Below are 14,772 nucleotides of genomic sequence, written 5' to 3' on the forward strand. Positions count from 1 at the left end.
CGGATCGTAACAGTGTAGTTTGATAAAACAATTGTCACATCAATTGCTATTGCAAAGAGCCCCTCACCGGGTCTCTTTGTTTTTCATCACCAGGTTTACCAATGATCTTAATCATGCCGGTGGCTGCGAATGATTAGTGAATTCCGGAGTACAGGCTGTTTAAAAAATCGTATCTTGAAAATAAAAATTATGCCTCAATCTAAAAACCGACATCCGCACAAGCATATACAGCATCACGACACTCCTGCAACTGCTCATCCAAAGCATAAAAAAACAAATCAATCTATAATAATCGGTGTTTTATTTTTCGCATTGATTGGTTTGGGTATTAGTTATTTTACAGGAGCCTCCAGTGTAACCGGATTATTGACAGGATTATTGATAGGTGGTATTGTGGGATATATTTTTGCCTGGCAGGTGAATAAGAGTTTGACGAAGAAGTAATTTTAATAAAATGGCCGGTAACAGACCGGCCATAAAATATTTAAGCATTTCTATTTAAGCTACTCAGTTAATTCTTTAATGAAATTGGATAAACATCCATGGTTATCTGGTGTTAATTTACGTTCGTAATAACCGTATACAATTGGATCAGGATTACCATCAGCTTTAAAATACCAAAACATATATCCCTGGTGCATCATAAAAACAATATCATCTTCAGCTAAAAAAATATCAACGTTATCCTCGGTTAAAAGTTCATAAGCAAATTTATTTAAATCAGGATTTGTATTCAGAAGGTCTGTACCGATTAATTTCTGCGGAATAGAAGATGAACAATTCTCAAAGAATCTTTTATAAATTACTGGGAACTTAATTCCTTTTTGTATTTCAATTACTGATAAACTGGTTTTCATTATTTGCCTTCTTATCCAATTTAATAAAATGTTCTCACTGCAATAAAGACGCCTCACAACATCTAAATAATAATTTAGATGTATTACTTCACATATTTTCCTCCATGCTTCACATATTTCTCCAGCCACTGGTGTTGTTCCCACAACATGTGTAAAATATTTTCTTTAGCGGCATAGCCATGGGCTTCAAATGGCAGTTGTACAAAACGTACGGTACCGCCGTGGCCTTTAATAGCATTGTACAGGCGTTCGCTTTGTATAGGGAAAGTGCCAGGGTTATTATCGGCTTCGCCATGTATCATCAGCAAAGGCGTTTTAATTTTATCTGCAAAAGCAAATGGGCTCATGTTAAAATATACTTCAGGTGCCTGCCAGTAAGTGCGTTCTTCATTTTGAAAACCGAAAGGAGTGAGGGTGCGGTTGTAAGCACCACTGCGTGCAATGCCTGCCTTAAACAGGTTCGTGTGTGCAAGCAAGTTAGCCGTCATAAATGCGCCGTAACTGTGGCCGCCTACTGCAACACGGCTGCTGTCGCCAACACCCATTTCTGCAATTTTGTTGATAGCGGCTTCTGCACTCCAGGTAAGCTGGTCTACAAAATTGTCATTGGGTTGTTTATCGCCTTCACCTACAATGGGGAATTCTGTATTGTCCATAATGGCATAACCCTGTGTTGCCCAAAAAACAATGGAGCCATAACCAACACGTGTGAAAGTATATTTGCTGCCACGCAATTGTGCCGCATCTGCAGCGCTTTTAAATTCACGGGGATAAGCCCACATCATCACCGGCAAAGGGCCGTCTTTTGCTTTATCATAACCTTTAGGTAAATACAGGTCTGCTGCAAGATCGACACCATCTTTACGTTTGTAAGTAATTTTTTGTTTAGTAATACCACGTAATCCCGGCTGCGGATCGGCAAATGCAGTGATAGCTTTAGCTGTACCGGTACTTAAATTACGTACATAATAATTAGGCGGCTCGGTTTGACTTTGCTTATTGGTAATAATGATAAGTTTATCAAAATCCAATACATCAGTGAGGGTTTCGTAATAAGGTTCTTCACAACGCCATAGTTGTTTGGTTTCTTTGGTATTGATGTTGAAGCTATTTAAAAAAGGCAAATCACCTTTTGATGATGCACCAATGCCTCTCATAAATAATTGGGTGCCGTTTACCAGTTTTATTGTATTTCTACCGTATTTATTTTTTTCTGTCAGTGGAGTTCCGGGATCGTTGTACGCATCGTCTGTACTGCGGTCTATCAGTACTTCCATTTTACCATCAGCAGTAAGCTTGCTCATTTTCTGGCGGTGCTTTGCTCTTGAACCTTCAGTTACAAAAAACAGATCAGTGGTAACATCGGTAACATTGTACATACGCTGTGCCGTTTTTACCAGTTCTTTTGGTGTACCGGTAAATGGCGCCGCCAATATATAAGCAGCATCATGAAAATCCATTTTCTTTTTAATGAGGCCGCTGTCCAATGGTTCAATCCATTGCACAGTGGCAGGGGAGTTGTCTAACCAATTATAGCCACGTGGTGCATTCAATACATTATCATTTCCTGTTGGTGCCAGTTCGCTGCTGGGTAATTTAGCTAATTGTTTTAGAGTGTTTCCATTCATATCAGTGATCAGCATGGTAGAATTGAAACCACCGGCAGTTACCAGGTAAGAAAATGGTTTATCAATTCTTTCCACCAGTAAATACTTTTTATCAGGAGAAGTGTTCACGCTGCTGTAAATAGCAGGTATGCCAATTTTTGTTTCGGTACCATTGTTATTTTTTATTAATTGTGTGGTAGCATAAAATTCAAACTGGCTTTCATCAAAAGGATTTTTTATCAAGTCCTGGTAAGTTACACTGGCAGCAACCTTGCCAAGATTTTCCTGTACCGTAGGGCCTTTAGGAGCCAAAGGTTTTTTAGGTGCCATGGATAAAGGTTTGTTTACCGCAGTGTACAATAAACTGTTGTTATCTATCCAGTCGAACGCAGCGCCTAAAACCAGGTTTACAGCAGCTTTATTTACTTTGGTGGCTTTATGTGTTTTAATATCGATCACATAAATATCAACTGTAGTGTTGGTAGTATTGGTAAAGGCGGCTTTATCTTCATTGGGGCTCCATTGCAGATTGCCGGCTTTTAAATTGGCGGGTAAACCTGTAACGGCAAATTCTTTTCCGCTGTTTACTTCTTTAATTGTTATGCTGGTAAAATAGGCAGTTCTGCTGGGTGAAAAATTATTGGGGTTGATGCGTAACCCTGCAATGCGTAGTTCAGGCTGCGCCAGATCTTCTACAGACGGCATACTGCTGCGATCGAGTACCAGCATGTATTGTCCCTTACTGTTGAAATTTACACCCGGTGTGGGTTTCGCCATAACAAGATCATAAATTTCTTTAGGTGGGGTTTGGTATTCAATGGCATCCTGTGCAGATAATTTGCAGGTTGCAAAAAACAGTGCAACAAAGAAGATCTTTTTCATAACAGTTTAATTAGTGATGTAAATTAAGAAAACTCCGTTGTTTTGGGAATTAAAAATATAGGTCCGTGGTAACCCTGCCGTTTGAGTTTTATGATTTAAGGCATATAAGACATTTAAGTTTGACCCAGCGGCTTTACCTTTTCTCATATACTTTAAATGGTGAGATAATATAACGTGTTTGTTAATGAAGTTTTTAACCGCCCCTTTTAGTAGTATCTTTTTTACCGGTTTTTATTTTATAATCATCATCGTTAATACCTTTTACCCCTTTGGGTTTGTTTATTGGCGGAAGGGTAAGGGAATCCAGGGAAGGAGGTGCTATTTTATTTTTTAATAACGGTTGTGATGAATCAGGTTGTGCCTGGGGAATTGCCTGGTGTGCAAGTGAATCGAAAATAATTCTATTGCCGGGATTAAATGGATTTGCCGTAGTATCTTTTATGTTACTGCTTTGAGGTATAGCGGTACTGTTTTTTTGAACAGGATCTTTTATAGACTGACTGCTATCTGCTACCGGAACTACTGTTTCAGTTTTGGGGATTACCGGTAATATGTTGTTCTTATTTTTTGTTTTTTTATTTTCTTTATAAATAATGACCAATGCAATAATGATGGCAGAAAGAATAGAAAAATAAAATCCTTTACCCATACCAGGTTTTACAGAACCTGGATTATCTGACGGTTTGTTATCATCAATATCCAGGTCGGCATCTAACTGCATTTCAATATTGGCCCAGATGCTGTCGGCCATGTCAGGCACAGGAATCTGATCCAGCTTTGCTGCAATTAAATTTTCGTATGGTGTGGGTGTGTTCACTAAGTTTTTATCGATGTTAATTTTTGTTGTAAAATTTTTCTTGCTTCACTCAAATGCCATTTGCTGGTGCCCTCACTGATATTTAATTGCGCTGCAATTTCTTTGTGGGCAAATCCATCAATGGCAAACAAAACAAAAACGGCATGAGTGGCTGGTGGCAATTGTTTGATGAGCTGCATAATTTCGGCTGCATCTGTTTTTTCAATCACGGCATTATTGATCGCAGGTTCGTCGGTGGTATCTATTTCCTGTGTGGTGAAGCGGCTGCGTTGTTTGATGTGGTCTAATGATTCGTTGATGACAATTCTTTTGAGCCAGCCATGAAAGTTGCCTTTGGTTTCATCGAAAGTGCTGATACTGCGGAACATTTTTACAAAAGCATGACTCATAATATCTGCTGCTTCTTGTTCATCAATGGCATAGCGCATAGCAATGGCCATGGCGAAGCCATACAGCTGCCGGTACAATTGTTCCTGCGCTTTCCTGTTGCCATTGCGGCATTCATTGATGATATTATGTAGGTGCTGTTCCAGTAAAATTAAAGTCTGCTGTGTAGCAACTAACCTCGTCAGCGGTTAGTTGTTACCATTTAGTATCATTCACTTTTCTTGCAAAGATGGCTGTTGAAATTCCGGCTACCAGTAATTTATCAGCATCACTCAACTCGTTGTAAAACCAGATATTTCTGTCAATAGCATCTATTACTGCAATCACACCATCTCTTGTACTCAGTTCGTAACCGGATAACATTTTTACCAGCAATCTTCCCTGTTTGCCATTGGCAGATTCTGTGTTTTTTAAACTGATAGGTTTTATGAAAATGCTATCCTTGCCATTCGTGGCCATGCCATCATCGTCGGGCCTTATTACAGTGAATAAACTTTTTGAAGTATCTTTTTTTCTGTCGTACACATTACTCATGATCAGTTCCCAGGTTTTTTCATTTTGTGCCGCATCCGTTTGTATCACTGCAGAAAAAATGTACTGATGATCCTGCACCCGTTCGAAACTGTTTAATATGCCCGGAGCACCTAAAAGCTTATACTCCAGGCTTCTCGTCAATTCTCTTTCCTTGCCAAAAATATCCACGTTATTTTTTCCATCGCTTAATGAATAACGGAATTGCGCTTTTTCTTTTTGTACATGCTCCGATTTTTGCAGGCCGATATTATTGAGCAACAAATTCTCCAGGAAAAAACCGCGGCCCCAACCGGGATAGGTTAAATGCATGCCTCTTTTTATTTTGGAACTTTTATAATTTCCAAAAGACATTTTATTACCTCTTGCACCACTTACATGCAACATGGTAGCCTGCTCTTTAAAAACGGTGGGCACCGCTAACTTAATAGAATTACCGCAGGATGCCAGTAGTATTATACACAATAAGATGAAGGTATTTTTCATGGCTATACTTTTATACTTACGCATTGCAATTTATTTATTTTCCTTTGTATGAAGAATCGTATTGTACTACTGTTACCCTCACTGGTCGCAGCAGGCTGTCATTTACGGATGTGGCAATAATATTGGCAAATTTGTAGCCGCCTGTATTATTATCCTTTGCAGCAAACACTATTAATGAATCATTATTGGTGCCCGCCATTTTATTTACCGTCATCCAATCGGGTGCCGGAGCTTCTATACTCAGCTTCCAGCCGGTATTGGATTGCACCTGCACTGCACCTCTTGCACCTTTTGTGTTCTTTAGTGCTAAAGTGGCATTGCTGAATTTTAAATAATTTCCGTTGCTGCCTGCAACAGGATCTTTAAAGCAACTGGTGGTAACTATTGTAGTTGCTGCCAGTAAAATTGCAATTGTTTTTTTACTTGTCATGGTTATACTGTTTTAATTGTTGATAATATGGTTTGAAAGCTGCTGATTGCTGTATCAGCTGTCGTTCTTTAGCAATACCCCTGCTTTTTGGTAAAGGTTGGGTAAAAGAAAAAAAAATATTTTTTTGCCTGTACCCAACCTCCGGTAAACTTTTAAGGTATTACCATCAAACAAAAAGTATAACCATTAAAAACAAAAATGTATGAACACAGTAAAAATGAAATGGGCTTTAACAGCCATTGTATGTAGCACCCTGTTTTTCTCTTGCAAAAAAGATCCTGTTACGCCACCGGTACCGGACTGCAGTATTAACATGACAAATCTTTCCGGTGCTTACAAACTAACCGCATTACAGTACAAGCGTGATGCCGCTGCACCAGTTGTAAATTACCTGGATTTTATGGACGCTTGTGAAAAGGATGATATTGTTACTTTAAAAAGTAATGGCACCTATCATTACAATGATGCAGGTACGGTGTGTACTCCAAACGGAAGCAATGACGGCACTTGGTCTGTAAACGGCAATACTATCAACAGCGATGGTACCGTTAATGGTACCATAAGCAGCTATGATTGCAAAACATTAGTGTATTATGCAGAAAATGTTAACCTGCCGGGAGATAAGTTCACTTTTACAATGGTGAAACAATAATTACCGGCAGTAAAAAAACAGGGCGCAGTGTCTGCCTGCGCCCTGTTTTTTATTTAAACCAATCAATTTGAAATACCTACTCTCTTTTTTACATATTCATTCTTCTCCAACTCGTTTAGCATGAACAGAGCCAGATCGCCTGAGTTGATAATGTTATTGTTAGGCTCGGGTAAATAATCAGCATTGGTAGTAAATGCACCGGTTGCTTCATGATCTTTAATAGCAGGCGGACAAACAAATGTAAAATCCACACCACTTTCTTTTAAATATTGATAAGCCTGCTGGTGTTCTTTACCAACAGGGATCATTTCTTTAGGATAATTTTCTGTATCCAGAATTAAAGTGTCTTCATCGGCATTTAACACACCCATACCGCCGATAGCCACAATTCTTTGCACACCATTTTTTTTCATTTGCGCAATGATATTTTTAATACCCAATGTCCTGGTTTTATCATTGCCATCAAAGCCACCGCCTAAAGCAGATAAAACTGCATCACAACCTTTGATAGCGTCCTGCACTTCGCCCTCATCAAACAAGGCCCCTTTAATTAGTTCCAGGTTTTTGGTGTCAGTATCAAATTCGCTGAATACATTTCTGCCAAATGCTTTTACGCTATACCCCTTAAATAAAGCCTGTTGTACCAATTGTTTGCCCACCATTCCGGTTGCACCAAATACAATAATAGTCATGGTTGAATTTTTATTTAAAGGTACGTGGTAAAAAAATTTGCCCAATTAAAATTTTGCCCTCATATTTGCACTGTAAATGAAAAATATCAACACAAATAACAATAGCTGGTGGTGGAGCATAGTCAACTGATTGTGCCTTTTTTGCTATTGATATCTGTATAAAATAGTTTAAGCCCGGCACAAGTGCCGGGCTTTTTAATTGCATATTATGAAGAAGATCGAGATCAGAACGGAATTCAAAAAACTCCTGGCCGATGTATACACACCGGTGGGTATTTACCTGCGTTTGCGTGACAGGTTCCGGGATACCATTTTACTGGAAAGTACCGACTTTCATGCAGGAGAAAACAGTTACTCATTTATTGGTATCAATGCCATTGCCGGAATTGAAATCAGCAACACGGCATTTATTGAGTATAAATTGCCGGGGCATAAAGCAGAAAAGATTGCCATTGCAAAACCTACTGATGTTCCCGGGCATTTGTGGGATTTTATGAACCGTTTTGATATTCAACCTACAGCACAAAAGCAGGTGAATATAGCGCAAGGTTTATTTGGTTACACTACTTATGATGCTGTACAATTCTTTGATTCTGTTAAACTCACGTCTCATAACTCACCCATCACGCCTGGCATTCCGCTGATGCGTTATCGCCTGTATCAATACATTATCGTCATCAATCATTTTAAAGATGAATTGTTCATCTGCGAAAATGTAATTAAAGGAATGGATAGCGAAGTAGCTGTGGTGGAAAGTTTAATCAAGAGTAAAGACGTTCCTACATTTCCTTTTAAAACCGCTAGTGAAGAAACTTCTAATCTTACCAATGAAGCATATATTGACATTGTAAAAAAAGGAATTGCCAGTTGCCACAGGGGCGATGTGTTCCAGATAGTATTGAGCAGAAAATTTGAACAACAGTTTACCGGCGATGAATTTAATGTGTACAGGGCATTACGCAGTATCAACCCTTCTCCGTACTTATTTTATTTTGATTACGGCGATTATAAACTGATTGGCTCATCACCCGAAAGCCAGTTGATCGTTCAGAATGGAAAAGCAATTGTACATCCCATTGCAGGAACTTTTAAAAGAACCGGTGATGATGAAACAGATAAGGCATTAGCCGTTGCATTGGAAGCTGATGAAAAAGAAAATGCAGAACACGTAATGCTGGTTGACCTTGCAAGAAATGATCTCAGCCGCATGTGCAATAAAGTAGAAGTTACGCAATACAAAAAGATCAATTACTATAGTCATGTGATTCACTTGGTAAGTGAAGTAATGGGGGCTGTTGGCCCGGAAGCCAATCCGTTTAAATTGATCGCCACCACTTTTCCTGCAGGTACATTGAGTGGCGCTCCTAAGTTTAAAGCGATGCAACTCATCAATGAATTTGAACCCACACCAAGAAGTTATTATGGTGGTGCCATTGGTATCGTTGGTTTTAACGGAACGATCAATCATGCTATAATGATCAGGACATTTTTAAGCCGTAATAACACACTGGTGTACCAGGCTGGTGCAGGTGTGGTAGCTGCAAGTAAACCAGAAAGTGAATTGCAGGAAGTAAATAATAAATTAAACGCATTGAAACAAGCTATCGTTTTAGCACAAAATATTTAAGATGAAAATTCTGGTGTTTGACAATTACGATTCTTTTACTTACAACCTTGTTCATTTGGTGGAAAAGATCACTAATGAAAAAGTAGATGTATATCGTAATGATGAAATTAGTCTGGAAGAAGTGAATGCTTATGATAAAATTATTTTATCACCCGGCCCCGGCATTCCATCCGAAGCAGGATTGTTATTGCCGTTGATAAAACAATATGCAGCAACAAAATCTATTTTAGGTGTTTGTCTGGGGCACCAGGCAATAGGCGAAGCATTTGGCGGAACACTTACAAACCTTAGTAAAGTGTATCATGGAGTAGCTACACCGATAAAAATTCTAAATACAAAATCTGAAATTCTAAAAGGATTAGGAGATTCAATTGAAGTGGGGAGATACCACAGCTGGATCATCAGTAACGAAAACTTTCCAAAAGAATTAGAAGTAACAGCAATAGATGACAACGGTTATATTATGGCATTGCAGCATAAAACTTATGATGTGCAAGGCGTACAGTTTCACCCGGAGAGTGTGTTAACGCCTGATGGGGAAAAAATACTCAAAAATTGGCTGGCGCTATAAAACAATTAGTGTAATTAGTAATAATTCGTGAAATAAAAATGAAAAAGATTCTTAATTATTTATTCGAACATAAAACGCTTTCCCGGGAACAAGCTAAAGAAGTGTTGCTCAACATTTCTAAAAACATGTACAACGAAAGTGAGATCGCCTCATTCATTACCGTGTTTTTAATGCGGAGTATTACCATTGATGAATTGCAGGGTTTTAGAGATGCGTTGCTGGAACTTTGTGTAAGAGTAGATCTGAATGGCCATGATGTAATTGATATTGTGGGTACAGGTGGTGATGGAAAAAATACCTTCAATATTTCAACACTCAGTTGTTTTATTGTGGCGGGTACAGGAAATAAAGTAGCCAAGCATGGTAACTATGGTGCAACATCAATAAGTGGCAGTAGTAATGTAATGGAGCAGTTAGGGTATATATTTAAAAATGACGCAGGTGCTTTGCAAAAAGAAATTGAAACAGCGAATATTTGTTTCCTGCATGCACCTATGTTTCACCCGGCATTAAAAGCTGTTGGACCAATAAGAAAAAATTTAGGCGTCCGCACATTTTTTAATATGCTGGGCCCAATGGTAAATCCTGCATTTCCAAAGTATCAGTTAGTGGGTGTTTACAATTTAGAAATGGCCAGGATCTACAATTATTTATTACAACAGGGTGGAGGCAAGTTTACGATCATACATTCATTAGATGGCTACGATGAAATTTCTTTAACAGGAGATACGAAAGTGATCACCAATGAAGGAGAAAAAATTGTAACAGCCGAAGTATTAGGCAAACGAATGGTGAACCCCGAAGATATTTATGGCGGTAATACCGTAGAAGAAGCAGCAAAAATATTTTTGAAAATTTTAAAAGGCGAAGGCACCTGGGCACAAAATGCAGTGGTGTTTGCTAATTCAGCAATGGCATTGCAAAGCACCGGCCAGTATGCTACCTATGAAGATGCTTATCATGCCGCAGTGGAAAGTTTGGAAAGCGGGAAGGCTTACGAATCTTTACAAAAAATAATCAGTTTGCAATAATGAATATTTTAGACACAATAATAGCACATAAAGAGATTGAGGTAGCAGCAGCTAAAGAAAAGGCAAGTATTGCTGACTTGCAACAAAATGAATTGTATTCAAGAAAAACTTTTTCTTTAAAACAATTCTTATTGGATGAAAACAAAACCGGCATCATCGCAGAATTCAAAAGAAAATCTCCTTCAAAAGGAATTATCAATGATACCGCAGATGTGGTAGAAGTAACTAAGGCTTATGCTACTAATGGTGCCAGCTGTTTATCGGTATTAACGGATGAACATTTTTTTGGCGGTACAGCTGCTGACCTGCAAAAAGCAAGGGTGCATGATATTCCTATTTTGAGAAAAGATTTTATTATTGATGAATACCAGGTTGTGGAAGCCAGGGCAATGGGGGCAGATGTGATCTTATTGATTGCCGCCTGCTTATCTCCTGCAAGAGTAAAGGAACTGGCTGAATTTGCAAACCGCCTGCAACTGGAAGTGCTGCTGGAAATACATACCGAAGAAGAACTGCAGCACATCTGCGATGCCACGGCCATTATAGGCATCAACAACCGTGACTTAAAAACATTTACCGTAGATATTAACAGATCTATAGAATTGGGGAAAAAAATACCTGCAGATAAGATAAAAATCGCTGAAAGTGGCATCAACAATATTGAGACAATTTGTACCTTCAAAGATGCAGGTTTCAAAGGCTTTTTAATTGGTGAAAACTTTATGAAGCAGCCTGATCCAACGATTGCTTTTGCTGAATTTGTACAACAACTAAAAGCAAAAGATAAATGAGAGTAAAAGTTTGTGGTATTACACAGGAAGAGCAGTTGTTGCAATTGCCCGATGCCGGTGTATCCTTTGCTGGTTTTATTTTTTATCCTAAATCGCCAAGGTATGTGTTAAGGCACATGACCACCAGCCAGATAAAGAAAGAAAATAAACTGAACAAAGTGGGTGTTTTTGTAAATGCATCAGTGGATGAAGTATTACAGATGGTGGATGAATGCCGCTTACACATGGTACAATTGCATGGCGATGAAACACCGAAGTTCTGTGAAAAAATTGCGGATTATATTTCTGTGGTAAAAGCATTCCGCTTTAGCGAAACAGATAATATTGGTTACCGGGTACAGGAATACATGGACTATTGCGATATGTTTATGATTGATACCGAAGGTGTGGGTTATGGTGGTACTGGCAAAAAAATCAATCTTGAAAAATTACATGGTGTACAAGTAGGCAAACCTTATTTTTTAAGTGGTATGATTGAGCCCGGTGATGCAAAACAATTAAATGAATTTGCACAATTACCTGAAGCAAAAGCATTATTTGCCATTGACATCAGCACTAAATTTGAAGTATTGCCGGGGATAAAAGATATTAACCTCATTAAAAACTTTACGCAACAGTTAAAGTAGCCACGGATTACACAGATTTACACGGATAAATACAATTTGTCTTTTTCCTAATCCGTGTTAATTCGTGTAATCCGTGGCAGAAAATTTTTTACGCAGTAAAAAGAAAAAACAATATATAGATTATGAACATTAAAGTTTGTGGCATTACACAGTTAAAACAATTGCAGCAGTTAGACGGGTTAAACATTGAATTTGCCGGGTTAATTTTTGTAAAAGATTCTCCAAGATACGTGGGAGATAAATTGGATAAGGAAGCAGTAAAAAATGCAGACTTTGATCTGAAAAAAGTAGGCGTATTTAAAAACCCGGAAATGATCGATGTGCTGGATGCTATTGATGAATACGGTTTGGATGTGGTACAGCTGCATGGAGAAGAGAGTCCGGAAATGTGCGAAGACCTGAGCGATGAAGTGGAAGTGATAAAAGTATTTAACATTGACGAGACCACAACAGACATTGATGCCCTGGTGGCAGATTATGATGCGGTTTGCGATTATTATTTGTTTGACACCAAAGCTGATGGCGAGACCGGTGGTACAGGAAAACAATTTGACTGGAAGATATTATCTAAAGCCAAAATTGAAAAACCATTTTTCTTAAGCGGGGGTATTAGTGTGGATGATATCGCTAAAATAAAAAAGTTTAAACATCCTGATTACTTTGGTGTTGATATTAACAGCCGTTTTGAAAAAGAACCAGGTGTGAAAGATATGGGACAGGTTTTATTGTTTAAGAAAAGTCTTTAATTGTACGGTTATGTATTTCGATAAAGATGATTACGTGCTGATCACTTTTAAAAGGATGATAGAAGCCAAAGGCTTTGTGGTAGATGATATTGACGAAGCGGAACTGATCTATCTCTCCAAAGGCGATTATGAAGTAAGAGTGAGCCTGGATAATTTAAGAAAGGATTACGAACAAACACCGGAGGATATCATTATTGAAGAATTTGTAGAAGCAGTGGCCAGTGCTGAGGAAGAAATGCCCGATTGGGAAACTGCTAAAACAGGTATCTATCCTTCGCTTTGCCCTTCTGATTTTGAATTTGGAGAATATATCAATTACCCGATCACTGACGATTTTAATATGGTGATCGTATACGACAGTGGTAATAAAAAAGTGTGGATCAATGAAGACCAGTTAGACGTTTGGAAAATAGATAATCAAACCATTTTACAAACAGCTTATAAAAACCTGGATATTGTTTTAGATAATGCAGTGCTGGAAGTGGAAGATTTTGAAGGAAAGAAACTGGCTTACTTTACACTCGATGATGAAACCATGAAATCGGTATTGGTATTATCTAAGAATTTAAGAAAGAAAGTAGAACCGCAATTGGGCTGGCCGATAGTAACTGTAATTCCGGTAAGGGATTTCAGTTATTTATTTGCCGAAAAAGAGTTTGAATTTTTTGCAGAGAAACTGGCAGATCTCATAATGGATGAATATAAAAATTCAGGTTATCCTATTACGACAGAAATATTGCTGGTGGATGAAGCGGTGAAAGCAATTGCGAAATATGAGGCCGATGAGTAATCCCCTCCCCACTGAAGGGAGAAATGGAGAAGATTGTTTGGTAGAACGACAAGGAGGTTATGATTTATAATAGCTCCGGAGGAGCGCAAGGTGGGTAGAAAAAATAAGACAAATGTTTTTAAGTCCCGTAGGGATAGCAGGTGCTTTTGCAAAACATAAGTGACAGGTGAAATAATATATAATATTGAAAAAGAATTTTTTCATATCAATGCTTCTTTTTGTTTGTTGCAATTTATTTGCACAACTAAAAGTAGAAACAATAAAGACAGATAAAGATGCCCTGGCTTTTTTAAATCAATATTATTTTAAGGTAAATCAACTGAAGCTTTCAGTTGATTATTACAGCAATACGGATATTCGTAATAAGTTCTCAGATGAGATGACCTCAAAATATTTTGATAAGCATAATGTATATCATTGGGTAAAGGCAGACCTTAATAATGATGGCAAATCAGATTTAATATGGAATGGTTGTATTAATAAAACTGCAGCGTTACTGGCATTTATTTCTGATAAAAAAAAAAGATATCTGGTTACGATTTTGTCTGACTCGGCAGAAGACCAGACTTTACATCTGATAAAACCTTATAAGGAAGATGCTTTTATATTAATCAGAATAGATCCTGAAAAAAATTATGGAGATACGTCTTATCATTTTGAAAATAGATTTATGTATGATACCATTGCCTATTGTAAAAATGTTTTTGTTGAGTTCAATTCATTGAATAAACATTATCAAATTGACACAATAAGGTTTTGGAACCGGGGTGTTTTTAGTTCCATTAATGAAGAAACAATAACAATCTGCAGGAATGGCAAAGTTTTAAATTCAGTTGACTTATACCTTGATACAATAACAAGAAGGCTAGTGATGTCAAAGGAGCTTTCAAAAGATTCTATTGAATATCTTTTTTCAATTGCGGAGAACTTGCCATTTTATTGTATAAAAGAATATTATCGATATGTGTTAAATAATTCTCGAGATTTAAGCACTCGCCATTTAGAATTTATGTTTAGCAACGGCACTAAAAAAAAATTATCAGCTTATCATAATTCTGCTCCTTTTGGAGTTAAATTTTTAATTGATTGGCTAAGAAAATTAAATAAGAATGATAATTGGATTTTGGAATCAGATGTTATTGCCAGTCAACAGGTGCAAAACAAAATAAAAGTTCAGTAAAGAAATCCAGTTAAAGAGTGCGACGCCAATGCAGCTGAACAAAGAAATTCAGCTCGTCTCAAAAACAAA

The 14,772-nt window shown here is 37.8% G+C and carries 17 protein-coding genes; 10 read left to right on the plus strand and 7 right to left on the minus strand.

Annotation, left to right across the window (positions count from 1 at the left end; genetic code table 11):
* Positions 1 to 189: 189 nt before the first annotated feature.
* Positions 190 to 444 (plus strand): hypothetical protein, encoded by a 255-nt coding sequence (locus ACQ334_RS12420; RefSeq protein ID WP_430988544.1) that lies wholly within the window; start codon positions 190 to 192, stop codon positions 442 to 444.
* 59 nt (positions 445 to 503) lie between these two features.
* Here ACQ334_RS12420 and ACQ334_RS12425 read toward each other — a convergent pair whose 3' ends face one another.
* The 6 genes from ACQ334_RS12425 to ACQ334_RS12450 all read right to left on the minus strand — a co-directional run bounded on the left by ACQ334_RS12425 (position 504) and on the right by ACQ334_RS12450 (position 5,997).
* A complete protein-coding gene (locus ACQ334_RS12425) occupies positions 504 to 1,001 on the minus strand; it encodes a hypothetical protein (RefSeq protein ID WP_430989287.1) in 498 nt (165 codons plus the stop codon).
* Complete coding sequence (locus ACQ334_RS12430; RefSeq protein ID WP_430988545.1) at positions 941 to 3,346, minus strand: prolyl oligopeptidase family serine peptidase; 2,406 nt, start codon at positions 3,344 to 3,346, stop codon at positions 941 to 943. The genes ACQ334_RS12425 and ACQ334_RS12430 overlap by 61 nt, the downstream gene beginning before the upstream one ends.
* 193 nt (positions 3,347 to 3,539) lie before the next feature.
* Positions 3,540 to 4,163, minus strand: coding sequence for a hypothetical protein (locus ACQ334_RS12435; protein ID WP_430988546.1), 624 nt, complete (start codon positions 4,161 to 4,163; stop codon positions 3,540 to 3,542).
* Positions 4,163 to 4,630 carry an RNA polymerase sigma factor gene (locus ACQ334_RS12440; RefSeq protein WP_430988547.1) on the minus strand — a complete coding sequence of 156 codons (468 nt, stop codon included), beginning with the start codon at positions 4,628 to 4,630 and terminating at the stop codon, positions 4,163 to 4,165. The genes ACQ334_RS12435 and ACQ334_RS12440 overlap by 1 nt, the downstream gene beginning before the upstream one ends.
* A gap of 115 nt (positions 4,631 to 4,745) precedes the next feature.
* Entirely contained in the window at positions 4,746 to 5,591 is an 846-nt protein-coding gene (locus ACQ334_RS12445) for a hypothetical protein (protein WP_430988548.1), read from the minus strand.
* Between the two features lie 10 nt (positions 5,592 to 5,601).
* Positions 5,602 to 5,997 carry a hypothetical protein gene (locus ACQ334_RS12450; protein WP_430988549.1) on the minus strand — a complete coding sequence of 132 codons (396 nt, stop codon included), beginning with the start codon at positions 5,995 to 5,997 and terminating at the stop codon, positions 5,602 to 5,604.
* A gap of 202 nt (positions 5,998 to 6,199) precedes the next feature.
* Between ACQ334_RS12450 and ACQ334_RS12455 the strand changes: the two genes are divergently transcribed.
* Complete coding sequence (locus tag ACQ334_RS12455; RefSeq protein WP_430988550.1) at positions 6,200 to 6,649, plus strand: lipocalin family protein; 450 nt, start codon at positions 6,200 to 6,202, stop codon at positions 6,647 to 6,649.
* 62 nt (positions 6,650 to 6,711) lie between these two features.
* Here ACQ334_RS12455 and ACQ334_RS12460 read toward each other — a convergent pair whose 3' ends face one another.
* On the minus strand, positions 6,712 to 7,341 hold the full coding sequence (locus tag ACQ334_RS12460) for an NAD(P)-dependent oxidoreductase (RefSeq protein ID WP_430988551.1): 630 nt from the start codon (positions 7,339 to 7,341) through the stop codon (positions 6,712 to 6,714).
* A 208-nt stretch (positions 7,342 to 7,549) separates the two neighbouring features.
* Here ACQ334_RS12460 and ACQ334_RS12465 point away from each other — a divergent pair, with 208 nt between their 5' ends.
* The 8 genes from ACQ334_RS12465 (at position 7,550) to ACQ334_RS12500 (ending at position 14,703) form a co-directional block, all read left to right on the plus strand.
* Complete coding sequence (locus tag ACQ334_RS12465; protein WP_430988552.1) at positions 7,550 to 8,968, plus strand: anthranilate synthase component I family protein; 1,419 nt, start codon at positions 7,550 to 7,552, stop codon at positions 8,966 to 8,968.
* A gap of 1 nt (position 8,969) precedes the next feature.
* On the plus strand, positions 8,970 to 9,539 hold the full coding sequence (locus tag ACQ334_RS12470; protein ID WP_430988553.1) for an anthranilate synthase component II: 570 nt from the start codon (positions 8,970 to 8,972) through the stop codon (positions 9,537 to 9,539).
* Between the two features lie 38 nt (positions 9,540 to 9,577).
* Positions 9,578 to 10,570 (plus strand): anthranilate phosphoribosyltransferase, encoded by a 993-nt coding sequence (gene trpD, locus ACQ334_RS12475; RefSeq protein ID WP_430988554.1) that lies wholly within the window; start codon positions 9,578 to 9,580, stop codon positions 10,568 to 10,570.
* Positions 10,570 to 11,361 carry an indole-3-glycerol phosphate synthase TrpC gene (gene trpC / locus ACQ334_RS12480; protein WP_430988555.1) on the plus strand — a complete coding sequence of 264 codons (792 nt, stop codon included), beginning with the start codon at positions 10,570 to 10,572 and terminating at the stop codon, positions 11,359 to 11,361. The genes trpD and trpC overlap by 1 nt, the downstream gene beginning before the upstream one ends.
* Entirely contained in the window at positions 11,358 to 11,987 is a 630-nt protein-coding gene (locus ACQ334_RS12485; protein WP_430988556.1) for a phosphoribosylanthranilate isomerase, read from the plus strand. Before trpC ends, ACQ334_RS12485 begins: the two co-directional genes overlap by 4 nt.
* A 122-nt stretch (positions 11,988 to 12,109) precedes the next feature.
* A complete protein-coding gene (locus ACQ334_RS12490) occupies positions 12,110 to 12,733 on the plus strand; it encodes a phosphoribosylanthranilate isomerase (RefSeq protein WP_430988557.1) in 624 nt (207 codons plus the stop codon).
* A 10-nt stretch (positions 12,734 to 12,743) separates the two neighbouring features.
* Positions 12,744 to 13,523: a hypothetical protein gene (locus ACQ334_RS12495; protein ID WP_430988558.1), complete on the plus strand. Its 780-nt coding sequence runs from the start codon at positions 12,744 to 12,746 to the stop codon at positions 13,521 to 13,523.
* Positions 13,524 to 13,707: 184 nt separating this feature from the next.
* Positions 13,708 to 14,703 (plus strand): hypothetical protein, encoded by a 996-nt coding sequence (locus tag ACQ334_RS12500; protein WP_430988559.1) that lies wholly within the window; start codon positions 13,708 to 13,710, stop codon positions 14,701 to 14,703.
* The last annotated feature ends 69 nt before the right edge of the window (positions 14,704 to 14,772 follow it).

It is taken from the genome of Ferruginibacter sp. SUN106, from assembly GCF_050611765.1.
Lineage (GTDB): Bacteria > Bacteroidota > Bacteroidia > Chitinophagales > Chitinophagaceae > Ferruginibacter.

Excerpts from the sequence above, each read along its gene's own strand:
- ACQ334_RS12450 (WP_430988549.1), bottom strand. The coding sequence starts at position 5,997 with ATGACAAGTAAAAAAACAATTGCAATTTTACTGGCAGCAACTACAATA.
- ACQ334_RS12420 (WP_430988544.1), top strand. The coding sequence starts at position 190 with ATGCCTCAATCTAAAAACCGACATCCGCACAAGCATATACAGCATCAC.
- trpC (WP_430988555.1), top strand. The coding sequence starts at position 10,570 with ATGAATATTTTAGACACAATAATAGCACATAAAGAGATTGAGGTAGCA.
- trpD (WP_430988554.1), top strand. The coding sequence starts at position 9,578 with ATGAAAAAGATTCTTAATTATTTATTCGAACATAAAACGCTTTCCCGG.
- ACQ334_RS12430 (WP_430988545.1), bottom strand. The coding sequence starts at position 3,346 with ATGAAAAAGATCTTCTTTGTTGCACTGTTTTTTGCAACCTGCAAATTA.
- ACQ334_RS12460 (WP_430988551.1), bottom strand. The coding sequence starts at position 7,341 with ATGACTATTATTGTATTTGGTGCAACCGGAATGGTGGGCAAACAATTG.
- ACQ334_RS12485 (WP_430988556.1), top strand. The coding sequence starts at position 11,358 with ATGAGAGTAAAAGTTTGTGGTATTACACAGGAAGAGCAGTTGTTGCAA.
- ACQ334_RS12455 (WP_430988550.1), top strand. The coding sequence starts at position 6,200 with ATGAACACAGTAAAAATGAAATGGGCTTTAACAGCCATTGTATGTAGC.
- ACQ334_RS12470 (WP_430988553.1), top strand. The coding sequence starts at position 8,970 with ATGAAAATTCTGGTGTTTGACAATTACGATTCTTTTACTTACAACCTT.
- ACQ334_RS12490 (WP_430988557.1), top strand. The coding sequence starts at position 12,110 with ATGAACATTAAAGTTTGTGGCATTACACAGTTAAAACAATTGCAGCAG.
- ACQ334_RS12465 (WP_430988552.1), top strand. The coding sequence starts at position 7,550 with ATGAAGAAGATCGAGATCAGAACGGAATTCAAAAAACTCCTGGCCGAT.
- ACQ334_RS12495 (WP_430988558.1), top strand. The coding sequence starts at position 12,744 with ATGTATTTCGATAAAGATGATTACGTGCTGATCACTTTTAAAAGGATG.
- ACQ334_RS12445 (WP_430988548.1), bottom strand. The coding sequence starts at position 5,591 with ATGCGTAAGTATAAAAGTATAGCCATGAAAAATACCTTCATCTTATTG.